Annotated in this window: 8 protein-coding genes; 5 read left to right on the forward strand and 3 right to left on the reverse strand. The window is 62.3% G+C overall.

Annotated features, from left to right (window positions below):
* Positions 1–112 precede the first annotated feature (112 nt).
* Positions 113–1,216: a KamA family radical SAM protein gene (locus ACWGTO_RS24715; RefSeq protein ID WP_454577412.1), complete on the reverse strand. Its 1,104-nt coding sequence runs from the start codon at positions 1,214–1,216 to the stop codon at positions 113–115.
* Positions 1,217–1,428: 212 nt separating this feature from the next.
* Here ACWGTO_RS24715 and ACWGTO_RS24720 point away from each other — a divergent pair, with 212 nt between their 5' ends.
* From ACWGTO_RS24720 to ACWGTO_RS24735, 4 genes are all read left to right on the forward strand, one after another.
* Complete coding sequence (locus ACWGTO_RS24720) at positions 1,429–3,078, forward strand: acyl-CoA synthetase (RefSeq protein ID WP_454577413.1); 1,650 nt, start codon at positions 1,429–1,431, stop codon at positions 3,076–3,078.
* Between the two features lie 113 nt (positions 3,079–3,191).
* On the forward strand, positions 3,192–4,085 hold the full coding sequence (locus tag ACWGTO_RS24725; RefSeq protein WP_454577414.1) for a hypothetical protein: 894 nt from the start codon (positions 3,192–3,194) through the stop codon (positions 4,083–4,085).
* 440 nt (positions 4,086–4,525) lie between these two features.
* On the forward strand, positions 4,526–7,147 hold the full coding sequence (locus tag ACWGTO_RS24730) for a bifunctional diguanylate cyclase/phosphodiesterase (protein WP_454577415.1): 2,622 nt from the start codon (positions 4,526–4,528) through the stop codon (positions 7,145–7,147).
* A 450-nt stretch (positions 7,148–7,597) separates the two neighbouring features.
* Positions 7,598–9,121: a winged helix-turn-helix domain-containing protein gene (locus tag ACWGTO_RS24735; protein WP_454577416.1), complete on the forward strand. Its 1,524-nt coding sequence runs from the start codon at positions 7,598–7,600 to the stop codon at positions 9,119–9,121.
* 8 nt (positions 9,122–9,129) lie between these two features.
* On the opposite strand, the gene ACWGTO_RS24740 is transcribed toward ACWGTO_RS24735, so the two are convergent.
* Positions 9,130–10,752, reverse strand: coding sequence for an ABC-F family ATP-binding cassette domain-containing protein (locus ACWGTO_RS24740; protein WP_454577417.1), 1,623 nt, complete (start codon positions 10,750–10,752; stop codon positions 9,130–9,132).
* 228 nt (positions 10,753–10,980) lie between these two features.
* Here ACWGTO_RS24740 and ACWGTO_RS24745 point away from each other — a divergent pair, with 228 nt between their 5' ends.
* On the forward strand, positions 10,981–11,295 hold the full coding sequence (locus tag ACWGTO_RS24745) for an EthD family reductase (protein ID WP_454577418.1): 315 nt from the start codon (positions 10,981–10,983) through the stop codon (positions 11,293–11,295).
* Between the two features lie 58 nt (positions 11,296–11,353).
* Here the strand turns inward: ACWGTO_RS24745 and ACWGTO_RS24750 are convergent, their stop codons facing one another.
* Positions 11,354–12,097, reverse strand: a complete 744-nt coding sequence (locus ACWGTO_RS24750) for a 2OG-Fe(II) oxygenase (RefSeq protein WP_454577419.1) — start codon at positions 12,095–12,097, stop codon at positions 11,354–11,356.
* Positions 12,098–12,383: the final 286 nt, after the last annotated feature.

Here is a 12,383-nt window from a genome sequence, read left to right on the forward strand (position 1 = left end):
ATGTCAATATACGAGATGCAGGCGAACGTGTCATGTCAAAAGCTAGGTGCGATCATCACGATCCACACCATGGCCGGCAGCGGTCATTGGCGGAACCGGTGCCGCGCCGTGCCTATCCCACCACGTCCCGATAGAGTCTGACCTCGCCATCCTGGCCGCGAATGCGCCAGTTGTTGTCCCCTTCCCGCGCCTCGATGGAACACGGCCCAAGCGGCACCTTGCCGCCGCCTTTCGGCAGGTCCAGCACATAGACGGGATTGCAGATGCCCGACAGGCGGGCACGCAGAGCGCCGGCCAGCGCCTGTCCCTCGGCGATGGTGGTGCGCCGATGCGCCATGCCGCGCGCGAGGTCACCGTGGTGCAGGTAATAGGGTTTGATGCCGAGCCGGTACATCAACTCGCGGCAGAGTTCCTCCAGCACGTCCACCGTGTCGTTGACGCCCTTGAGCAGGACGCTCTGGTTGAGCAGCACGAAGCCCGCCTGGCGCAGGATGCGACAGGCCATCTCGGTGGCGGGCGTGATCTCGCGCGCGTGGTTGAAATGGGTGACGACGGTGACCATCAGGCGGCCTTGCAGAGCGGCAACCAACCCGGGCGTGATCCGGGAGGGCAGTACGACAGGTATACGCGTGTGGATGCGCAGCAACCGCACATGCGCGATCGTCTCGATACGGGCGCGGATTTCGGCCAGCGCCTTGTCCGGCAAGGACAGCGGATCGCCGCCGGTCAGGATCACTTCGCGGATTTCGGTGTGGGCTTCGATATAGGCAAAAGCCTCTTCCAGAGCCTCTCGCGAGTACCCGCGGCCGATGGACGTCAGGGATTCCTTGCGGAAACAGAAGCGGCAATAGACCGCGCATTGATAGGTCGGGAACAACAGCACCCGGTCGGCATGGCGATGCGTCAACCGCGGCACCGGGCTGAAGGCATGGTCGGCGATCGGATCGTCGAGCTCGCCTTCCGTTTCCACCAGCTCATCCGGCGATGGAATGACCTGCGCGCGGATCGGATCGGCGGGATCGTTCCAGTCGATCAGGTCGAGATAGGTTTTTGGGGCACGCACCTTGTGCCGCGCGGCTGCCTCCTGCGCCGCCGCCCGCTCGGCGGGTGACAGCGGCAGCGAGGCGAGATCGCGGACATGGCGGACGCCGGCGCGGACATCGTCCTGCCAGGCGGTGTCGCCATTGGCGGCTTTGAGATTGGTGTCTGTGTTCATCGGGGTCTCGGGGCAGCAATTTGGGCGAGCTATCGACCGGATGACGGAGTTGGTCAACCGTCTTAGAGTTCCGCCGACCTCAGAGGCTGACGCTGGCCCTCATTGCCCTGCCGAACCCGACTTTCGCCGCAATCGACCAACGCAACGATTTCGGGCAATCTGGCAGATAAGGCGTTCCAAGGGGAGATGGGCGCTGCTTAGGGAGGACTGCCATGACCAAGATGCCGCGCTACGAGGATGCCGTTGAGCGCTTTCGCATCGAATACGAAATCGTCCGGTTGCATGGCAACCCTACAACCGGCATCAATGCCTACGTCGAATGCTGCGGCCGCTACACCGGTGAAAACCGGCTGGCGCTGCGCGCGATCTCGGCCAGCGGCGAATTGCGCGAATTCAGCTTCGACGAGCTCGCCGACATGTCGGGTCGCGCCGCCAATGTGCTCAAGGCCGCCGGCGTCGGTGCCGGCGATGTCGTCGCCGGCATGCTGCCGCGCATCCCCGAATTGGTGGCGCTGATCCTCGGCACATGGCGCATCGGCGCGGTCTACCAGCCGTTGTTCACCGCCTTCGGCCCGAAGGCCATCGAGCACCGTCTCGGCTATAGCGGCGCCAAGATCGTGGTCACCAACCCGGCCAATCGCGGCAAGCTCGACGAGGTCGAGACACCAACGCAAATCGCGACCATTCTTGGCCCCGGCGAGGCGCTGCCGGACGGCGACATGGATTTTCGCGCCGCGCTTGCCGCCGCCTCGCCCGACTGCGAACCGGTGATGCGCAAGGGCGACGACCTGTTCATGATGATGTCGACCTCGGGCACCACAGGCCTGCCCAAGGGCGTGCCGGTGCCGCTCCGCGCCCTGCTCGCGTTCGGCGCCTATATGCGCGACGCCATCGGCTTGCTGCCCGACGACATTTTCTGGAACATCGCCGATCCCGGCTGGGCCTATGGCCTCTATTACGCCATCACGGGGCCCTTGCAGCTCGGCATCGCCACCACCTTCTATGAAGGCGCCTTCAACGTCCAAAGCACCTGCGACATCATCGAGCGGCTTGGCGTCACCAGCCTTGCCGGCTCGCCCACCGCCTATCGCCTGCTGATGGCGGAAGGCGCGGAAGCCGCAGCTCGCGTCAAAGGCAGGTTGCGCGTGGTGAGCAGCGCCGGCGAACCGCTCAATCCGGAAGTGATCCGCTGGTTCGACGCCAATCTCGCCGCCCCGATCCACGATCATTACGGCCAGACCGAAAACGGCATGATGGTCAACAACCATCATGGGCTCTCGCATCCCGTGCGCGCGGGCTCGGCCGGCTTCGCCATGCCCGGCTACCGCATGGTGGTGCTGGACGAGGCCGGCAACGAGCTCGGTCCCAACCAGCCCGGCATCCTCGCCGTCGACATCGCGAAGTCGCCGCTGCGCTGGTTCGACGGCTATCACCAGTCGCAGACGCCGGCGATATCAGGCGGCTACTACCGCACCGGCGATACGGTGGAGTACGAGCCGGACGGCTCGGTCTCCTTCATTGGCAGGGCCGACGACGTCATCACCTCGGCCGGCTACCGCATCGGCCCATTCGACGTCGAAAGCGCGCTGATCGAGCATCCGGCGGTCAACGAGGCGGCAGTGGTCGGCGTGCCCGATCCGCAGCGCACCGAGATCGTCAAGGCCTTCGTGGTGCTGGCGCCGGCTTACCAGGGCAATCCCGAGCTAGCCGAAGAACTGGCCCAGCATGTCAAGAAGCGGCTCTCGGCGCACGCCTACCCGCGCGAGGTCGAATTCGTCAGCGAGCTGCCGAAGACCCCGAGCGGCAAGATCCAGCGGTTCCTGCTGCGGAAGGCGGAGGTGGAGAAGCGCAAGGCGGGCTGAAGCCTTCGATCTTCCAGCGCCGAAACCCGCTTCCCGTCGATTTCCGCCACGCAATAGCCGCGAAGTCCCCGGAGGCTCTCAGGCCTGTCGATCATCAAGGGGGAGGCTACGTCATGCCGATGGTTTGGACGTTTCTGTTTGCGCTCTCGAGCAGCGTTGCGTTCGCGATCTCGCCGGAAGATGATTATATCGCCGCGCGCGACAAGGCGATTGCGGCCATCGCGGCGCTGAACGATGCGAATGCTGCAATCGAAACGATCGACGCCGAGAACGAGAAGGCTCTGGCCGACCTGCAACAGCGCCTTTCGGGCATCATCGGTCCGCTGGCGGTCAAGGGTTTTCCGGCAACTGGCACGATCAATATCGAAAGCCTCAGCGACTCCGATATCGGCTCTGGCATGCTCGACGGGCTGCGCTACACCAAAGGCGATGACGGCCCCAGCCTGGTGGCAACGACGCGAGGGCTGCTGGAGCGCTGGCTCCAGGCCAAAACCGCCGAGACCGACGAGAGTTTCAAACTGCCCGCCGGCATCGATGCCGCGCTGAAGGTCGATGCTTTCTATACCCAGGCGATCAACAGCGACGCCGCCTTTGAGGGAACGCTCGACTTTCCACTGAAGAAGCCTGAAGGCGCCGACATTGCCTTCGCAAGGCTCGGCGGCTGGACGCAGGACGTCGGACCGATCTACGAGCAGGAGGTCATCGTTACACTCGTCAAAGGCAACAGCGTGAGGATCATGGCAGCGCCGGCCGCCCCTGCCGTTCCCAAGATCGCCGCCTGCGACGCCGTCTGGGCTGCTGCGGATGCCGCCGCGCAGAAATTCCAGGAGGCCTACCAGGCATCGGACCTCAAGGACGAAAAGGCGTTCGAGTCCTCCAACGCCGCCTGGGACAAAGGCGATAGCGACTATCGCGCCTGCATGGCCCAGCACCTGCCGGGAGACCCGACCTTCCCGGCGCTGCTCGCCCAGGCGCAGGCGCTGGCCGATCAGATGACCGCCAAATAAGTCGCTCGCGGCGGAAATCCAACACAGCAATGGCGAGCCGGCACAATCAACGATGCCAGTTCGCACCCGCTCTCGTTCCGCATCATGGAGGAGCCGGCGTGCAATGCGCTTCCACCTTCCGGGCGGATTCGAGCCTGAATGATAGTCCGTCTTCCCCGCGTACAACCTCAGGGTTCCATGGCCGCCTCGCAATGTGAATTAACCTTACAAAATCGATGTTTTTGAGCAAATCCGCTCATCAGACTGCGGAAAAGCATTTGTCATTTGATTTTTATCGCCCGAAAACCGGATACTCCCCGCTCTCGTGAATATTTCGGCAACCAAGAAGGGCAATGTTTGGTTTTCGATTCGCCTCGAAGCTCATATTTAAGCCTTAGCTACTATGGTCGACCAAGGGACAATTGTTCCTGAAAGGTATTCATACCAAATTGGCAGCTGCGATGCTCAATGCCGGCAGGGTGAAACGGGCCATTTTTTCTTCCGCCAACTTGCCGGCGGCGATTGCGTTTGTTGTGCTTCTCGTCTGTGCCTTGGTTGCCGATCAGAGGAACAGAGACGTTTCCGATCAGCTGGCGCGCGCCGATGTCCTGGCCAAGGTCAACATCATACGCGCCAAGCTCGAAGGCAACATAAGCGGCAATCTCCAGCTGGTTCAGGGTCTCGTTTCGACGATCGTTACCGAACCCTATATGGGCCAGCAGAGATTTGCGGCGCTCGCCCGCAATTTGTTCCAGCAAAAATCGCAACTGCGCAATATTGCCGGCGCGCCCGACCTCGTCATCACACTGATATACCCGCTGGAAGGCAATGAGAAAGCCATCGGGCTGGACTATCGCAAGACCGAGGCGCAACGCATGGCTGCGCTTCGAGCGCGGGACCAGCGCGCGCTGGTGCTCGCAGGGCCGGTCAAATTGGCACAAGGCGGTCGTGGTTTCATCGGCCGTATCCCCGTCTTCGTGCCGACGGCGGGAGGCGGCGACCGGTTTTGGGGGATTGTCTCGGCCGTGATCGATATCGATCGGCTCTACAGTGCGAGCGGACTGACCGACCCTGAGCTCGATATCGATGTCGCGCTCATCGGCAAGGATGCATTGGGGGGCGGTGGCGAACTGTTCTTCGGCGGCGACAATGTCGTGGCCGGCAGTCCGGTGACGGCGGAGGTGCAACTGCCTTCGGGCTCCTGGCAAATTTCAGCCATACCGAAGGGCGGCTGGCCGACCGCTCCGAAAAATGAGTGGCTGCTGCGGACGATCATGGCGCTCGCCGGCGCACTGGTGGTGCTGCCGATCCTGGTGGCCGGACGGCTTTTTGGTGAAAGACAGAAAAATTACGCCGAGTTGAGGCGCCTGTCCGGGCGACTGGAGCTGGCATTGGAGGCCTCGGGCATAGGCGTGTGGGAGCACGACCTCGGCAGCAACGAGCTCGTATGGGACGACCGCATCAACGAAATCTATGGCAAGCCCGCCGACGGAAAGACCCGCGGCTATGACGACTGGGCGCTGTCGATCCACCCTGAAGACTTCGAACGAGCCAAACAGGACTTCGATTCAGCTGCCGCGACACGGGGCTTGTACTCCTCGCAGTATCGGCTACTGCGGCCAGATGGCACCATTCGCCATGTGCGCACACGCGCCAGCTTCTTCCAGGACAATAACGGCGCGTCGAAAATGATCGGCGCCGAATGGGACGTAACCGGCGACGTGTTGCTGAACGAGAACCTCCTGCGCGAACGACGCCTTTCAGAATCGAAGAATATCGAACTGAATTTGGCCAAGGCCCGCATCGAGCATGTCGCACTGCACGATTCGCTGACCGGCCTGCCCAACCGTCGGTATCTGGACGAGATGCTTGCCGAAAACCGCGAAGCCGAGGGCCGCGCAGCATTGCTGCATCTCGACCTTGACCGCTTCAAGCAGATCAACGACACGCTCGGCCACGCGGCGGGCGATGCATTGCTGGTGCATGCTTCGAAAGTCATCAAGGCCAGCGTCGGTCCGGCCGATTTCGTTGCGCGCATCGGCGGCGACGAGTTTTTCGTGCTGAGCCATGGACGCGACGACAAGGAGCTTGCCGCGCTCGCCGACCACATCATCGATGCGATGCGCCAGCCGGTCGACTATCTGGGTCACCAGTGCCGGTTCGGCGTAAGCATCGGCATTGCAGCCAACAGCGGCGTCGATGCCAAGCAGTTGCTCGTCAATGCCGATCTCGCGCTGTACCGGGCGAAAGGCCGTGGCCGCAACCGCTACGAGTTTTTCAACGAAGATCTGCAGAGCGAGATCGTGCGGACCAAGCAGACCGCCGACGAGATTCTGGGCGGACTCGAGAGGAACGAATTCGTCGTCTACTACCAGCCGCAGTTCGACGCCAGGACGCTGGAGATCGTCGGCGTCGAGGCGCTGTCGCGTTGGGATCATCCGCGACGCGGTATACTGACCCCCGGCGCATATTTGAAGGTGGCTGAAGAACTCAATGTCGTGGCGCTTATCGACCGCACTGTCCTGAAGCAGGCGCTTGATAGTCTCGAGCGCTGGTCGCGCAGCAACCTCAACATCCCGCGCGTGTCGGTCAACGTCTCAGCCAGGCGGCTGGAGGACCGGGACCTGATCAAAGGTTTGCGCAAGCTAGCCATCAAGAAAGGGACCGTATCGTTCGAGCTGGTGGAGTCGATTTTCCTCGATGAAAACGACGAACTGGTCAGCTGGAATATCGAACACATCAAGGAGCTCGGCATCGACATCGAGATCGACGATTTCGGCACCGGGCATGCCTCGATCGTCTCGCTCTTGAAGTTGCGACCGCGTCGCCTCAAGATCGATCGCCAGCTGGTCACACCCATCACCAGCTCAACCGCGCAGCGGCAACTGGTGTCGTCCATCATCGACATCGGCAAGTCGCTCGGTATCGAAGTGATCGCCGAGGGCGTCGAGACGATGGAGCACGCGCAGATCCTGAAAGAGCTTGGCTGCGATATCCTGCAAGGGTTCTTTTTCGGCTACCCGATGGACGCAAAAGCCTTCAAGGTATTCGCCCAGTCACGCAAATGGCTGGCGGCGAGCTGACAAACCCTGCTTGACGCAATTGCGGACGGAAGAACCATTTCTGAATTGGTATAGCTGCGCAGCCCCCCCGGCGCTTTCGACCCCGTCCGCTTGACAGATCGATTGACGGAAGGATTCAGCAGAATTTCAGAAATCTGCCGGTACGCGCCCGTTCCCTGGCTTCATTGTTCTCAACGACGAACCGGAGGAGGTCGACCATGTCACCGAATGAGAACACGCGCCAAGCCGCCCGGCAGGAACTCCTGGAATTTGCGTCTACGGTCATGGCCGGGTCCCCTTGTGCGCCCATGCCTGGAACAATGTTCGAAATGCTGGAGATCATGGCCGTGGAGAGGCGCATGACTTCCGGCCAAAGTGAGGGTGGACCAAATTCTCCTGATCCCTTGACGTCCGCGCCGATTGAGACCCCAATCAGGCAGCGTTTGGTCGAGCTGGTCAGATCGGCATTGAATGTCGCGAGAAAACCCCGGGCACATACCACTGGCACTTGGCAGTTGCGAGCTTGATCTTGCCCGCGGGCTGCTGTTGTGCGACGGGAAACCTGTCGCTCTGCGCTCCAAGGCATTTGATTTGTTGACCTACCTGAGCAGGAATGCCGGGCGTGTCGCGACCAAGTCTGAACTGATGTCGGCGGTGTGGCCTGATGTCTTCGTGACCGAGGACTCACTGACGCAGGCGGTCAGGGAGTTGCGAAAGGCGCTGCAGGACGAAAGCCAAACCATTATCCGCACGGTCGCCAAGCGCGGCTACGTCTTCTCTCCTCCCGACGCGCCAAAGCAGGAGCGCTCCGGGCAGCCGCGCGTTGCGGTGCTGCGTTTCAGCAATGAAGGTGCGCCGGAAGACACCCCCTTGGTCGACGGTTTCGCGGAGGACATTGTCAATGCGTTGGCGCGCTTCGGAACGGTCGTCGTGCTGGCGCGCAATTCCGGTTTTGCCTTTGTCTCGGATTCCGCGTCCGATTGGCGTGCCGTTGGCGACAGCCTTGGCGCAACCTATCTGGTCCGCGGCAGGGCGACGACCCGGGCAGACGGTATGCGGGTCACCGTCAGTCTCATTACTGCCTCGACGGGTGAAGTCCTCTGGAGCGATACTTTTTCGGCGTCCGGCGGCCAGATCTTCGACATGCAGGAAGAAATCGCCCGCCGTGTGGTGAACCGGCTGGTCGCTCGGCTCGACGACGCAGGTGTCAAGCAAGCAACCCCGAAGCCTCCGGGCAGCCTGGCCGCATACGAGCTTTTCCTGCGTGGACTGGCCCGGCTGCGCGGTTATGGCGATGATGACAACGAGGCAGCGCGAAACCTTTTCCAGGCTGCGATCGAAAAGGACCCGACCTATGCCTTGGCGCATTCCTACATCGCGCTCGCCGATCTCATCATCGGTGGCTATGCCGAGGCATCCCCCGCATTGCTTGCTTCACTGATTGATCGCGCGGAGTGTGCGGTGACCTTGGCGCCGGAAGAACCGCGCTGCCATCGCGTGCTCGCCCAGGCTTTAATCTCCGCCCGTCAGTTCGACGCGGCTGAACATCACCTTCAGCGCGCGCTCGACCTCAATCCGTATGACGCCGATACGATTGCGCAAATGGGGTTCTTGCTCACGATGAGAGGCAGGCCTCTTGAAGCACTCGCGGCAATTGACAGTGCGATACGGATCAACCCGATCCATCCTGACTGGTACCACTATGATCGCGCCATCGCGCTCTACTCGGCTGGAGATTACAGGGCCGCGCTTGTCAGCATGTCCAAGATCCCCTCGAAGACCCCTTGGCGACTGACAAGGCTGGCGGGATGCCACGCGCAACTCGGCGAACTGAAGGAAGCTCAGCGCATCATGGCAGAGGTCAAGCGGATAGCGCCTGAGTTTTCGCCGATGCAGTTTGCGCAAACCGGGATTGCGTACGAACATGCGAGCGATGTTGAACACCTCGTTGCCGGCGTCGCGAAAGCACTCGCAGCGGGTGAGGAGCAACCCTAGGCGGGGGGTTACCCCCGCAGCCCCGGAGCTTCCTGCCCGGTGCGCTCAACATATTCGGTATAGCCGCCGCCATAGGTGTGGATGCCATCGGGCGTCAGTTCCAACACGCGGTTGGAGAGTGCGGCCAGGAAATGACGGTCGTGCGAGACGAACAACATGGTGCCTTCGTACTGCGAGAGTGCGGTGATCAGCATCTCCTTGGTGGCGATGTCGAGGTGGTTGGTCGGTTCGTCCAGCACCAGAAGATTGGGCGGGTCGAACAGCATCAGCGCCATCACCAGCCGAGCCTTCTCGCCGCCTGACAGCACGCGGCATCTCTTCTCGATCTCGTCGCCGGAGAAACCGAAGCAGCCGGCGAGTGCCCTGAGCGGCGCCTGGCCGGCCTGGGGAAACGCGTCTTCCAGCGTCTGGAACACGGTGCGCTCGCCTTCCAGCACCTCCATGGCGTGCTGGGCGAAATAGCCCATTTTCACGCTCGGTCCCCGCGCGACCGTGCCGGCATCGGGGTCGGAGGCGCCGGCGACCAGCTTCAGCAGCGTCGACTTGCCGGCGCCGTTGACGCCCATGATGCACCAGCGCTCGCGGCGGCGGACCTGGAAGTCGAGCCCCTCATAGATGCTGCGGCTGCCATACCCCTTGTGGACGTTCTTCAACGTCACGACATCCTCGCCGCAGCGCGGCGCCGGCTGGAAATCGAAATTCACGACCTGGCGGCGCTTGGGCGGCTCGACGCGGTCGATCTTGTCGAGCTTCTTCACCCGGCTCTGCACCTGGGCAGCATGTGAGGCGCGCGCCTTGAAGCGTTCGATGAAGGCGATCTCCTTGGCCAGCATCGCCTGCTGGCGCTCGAACTGCGCCTGCTGCTGCTTGTCGGCGATCGCCCGCTGCTGCTGGTAGAATTCGTAATTGCCGGAATAGGCGGTGAGCGAACCGGCGTCGATCTCGACCACCTTGTTGACGATGCGATTCATGAACTCGCGGTCGTGCGAGGTCATCAGCAATCCACCGTCATAACCCTTCAAAAACTGCTCCAGCCAGATCAGGCTTTCCAGATCGAGGTGGTTGGACGGTTCGTCGAGCAGCATGACGTCTGGCCGCATCAACAGGATGCGGGCGAGCGCGACGCGCATCTTCCAGCCGCCGGACAGCTTGCCGACATCGCCGTCCATCATCTCCTGCGAGAAGCCAAGGCCGGCGAGCACTTCGCGGGCGCGCCCGTCGAGCGCATAGCCGTCGAGCTCCTCGAAGCGATGCTGCGCCTCGCCGTATTGTTCGATGATGTCGTCCATCCGGTCGGCCTGCTCGGGATCGGCCATGGCCGCCTCGAGTTCGGCCATTTCGGCCGCCACGTCACTGACCGGCCCGGCGCCGTTCATCACTTCGGCGACCGCGCTATGGCCCGCCATGTCGCCGACATCCTGGCTGAAATAGCCGATGGTGACGCCGCGATCGACCTGCACCTGGCCCTCGTCGGGCTGCTCCTGGCCGGTGATCATGCGAAACAAAGTCGTCTTGCCGGCGCCATTGGGGCCGACGAGACCGACCTTCTCGCCCTTCTGCAGGGCGGCCGAGGCCTCGATGAAGACAAGCTGACGGCCGTTCTGCTTGCCGATATTTTCAAGACGGATCATGGGGCGGTCCGGGAGGCTGATGCGAAATTGAGGGATTTGCCCGGGGCCATACGCGAATGAGGGTCGCGGGGGAAGAGGCACAAGCGCCGCAGATGGTGGCGCGGACCCCGTCACCCGTCACGAAAACAATAGTCCAGGGATCGTCGAAATCTGCCCTCGCGAAACGACATTGGCGCGGTGGCCTGCATAGGCCCCCAACCGGCAACACCAACAGACAGGAATACGAAGATGGCCAAGATGCTCGTGATCTACAACACCCCGGCCGATCCTGAGGCTTTCGACCGACACTATTTCGAGATTCATGTGCCGCTGGCCAAGAAGCTTCCCGGCCTGCGGCGCTACGACATCAGCAGGCGGCCTATCATCAAGCGCTCAGCGGGCGAGATGCCGTATCTGGTGGGGACGCTGTATTTCGACAGCCTCGCCGACATGCAGAGCGCATTTGCTACCGAAATCGGCATCGCCTGCGCCGCTGACCGGCGGATACTCGCCCCAGGGGACGACGACCTGACGATGCTGCTGTTCGACGTCGACGAAGTGTGAGCCTGCGCCAATCTCGGACAGCCAGCGGGACGACGGAACTGCGCAGAAGCGGGTGACATTACTTTGCGTCATGGAAAATGATCCCCACCGTATGCCGCCTGCCGGAGCGCAGGCGGCTGACACCGTGCCGGAGGTTGACGCGATAGTGCCCTTTCGTGCCCTGCACCGGGCGGTTGTGCACAGCAAAGATCACCGCGTCGCCCTGGGTCAGCGGCACCACTTCGGCACGGCTTTGCATGCGCGGGCGCTGTTCGGTCAGCACGAATTCGCCTCCGGTGAAATCCTCACCCGGCTGCGACAACAGGATCGCCACCTGCAGGGGAAAGGCGAGATCGCCATAGAGATCCTGGTGCAGGCAATTGAAGTCGCCCGGCCCGTATTGCAGGAGAAGTGGCGTCGGTCGCGTCTGGCCCTGGTCGTGGCAGCGCTCGATAAACGCCGCGTGGTCTTCGGGGTAGCGCTGTGCCGCGCCCATGCGTTCGTTCCAGTCATTGGCGACTGAAGCAAGACGCGGGTAGAGCGCGGTGCGCAAGGCGCCGATCAGGTCGGGCAAAGGGTAGCGGAAATAGCGGTACTCGCCCTTGCCGAAGCCGTGGCGGGCCATCACCACATGGCTGCGGAAATGTTGCTCATGCGGATAGAGCGCGGCGATTTCGGCGCATTCCTCGGGTGAGAGCAGCGCCGGCATGACGGCGCAGCCATGGCTGTTCAGCTCGCCGATCAGAGCGCTCCAGTCCTGAGCGTCGACGCGTGCTTCGGCCGAACGGGTTGCGCGTTTGGTGTTTAGGGAATGGATGGTCATGGATGCCTCCTTTGCTTGCTGTCAAAGTGGGGCGGACGAGAGGCGCTAACCACCCGATTCCTGCGGAGGTGGTGAAGTGTCACCTTCCCTTCTCCCCCTGTGGGAGAAGGTCGATCGGCGCGTAGCGCCGAGACGGATGAGGGGTGCGCGACGAAACTGGGGCGGTGGCGATTTCAAACGTGCCGCCAAGCTGGAACACCTCTCATCCGACCTCGCTTCGCGAGGCCACCTTCTCCCACAGGGGGCCTGTTGCGTAATTGGCTGGTTGTGATTCTGTGAGTGGGAA

It is taken from the genome of Mesorhizobium sp. PL10, assembly GCF_053714315.1.

Coding starts and splice junctions, on each gene's coding strand:
- ACWGTO_RS24715 (WP_454577412.1), bottom strand. CDS start 1,216: ATGAACACAGACACCAATCTCAAAGCCGCCAATGGCGACACCGCCTGG.
- ACWGTO_RS24720 (WP_454577413.1), top strand. CDS start 1,429: ATGACCAAGATGCCGCGCTACGAGGATGCCGTTGAGCGCTTTCGCATC.
- ACWGTO_RS24725 (WP_454577414.1), top strand. CDS start 3,192: ATGCCGATGGTTTGGACGTTTCTGTTTGCGCTCTCGAGCAGCGTTGCG.
- ACWGTO_RS24730 (WP_454577415.1), top strand. CDS start 4,526: ATGCTCAATGCCGGCAGGGTGAAACGGGCCATTTTTTCTTCCGCCAAC.
- ACWGTO_RS24735 (WP_454577416.1), top strand. CDS start 7,598: ATGTCGCGAGAAAACCCCGGGCACATACCACTGGCACTTGGCAGTTGC.
- ACWGTO_RS24740 (WP_454577417.1), bottom strand. CDS start 10,752: ATGATCCGTCTTGAAAATATCGGCAAGCAGAACGGCCGTCAGCTTGTC.
- ACWGTO_RS24745 (WP_454577418.1), top strand. CDS start 10,981: ATGGCCAAGATGCTCGTGATCTACAACACCCCGGCCGATCCTGAGGCT.
- ACWGTO_RS24750 (WP_454577419.1), bottom strand. CDS start 12,097: ATGACCATCCATTCCCTAAACACCAAACGCGCAACCCGTTCGGCCGAA.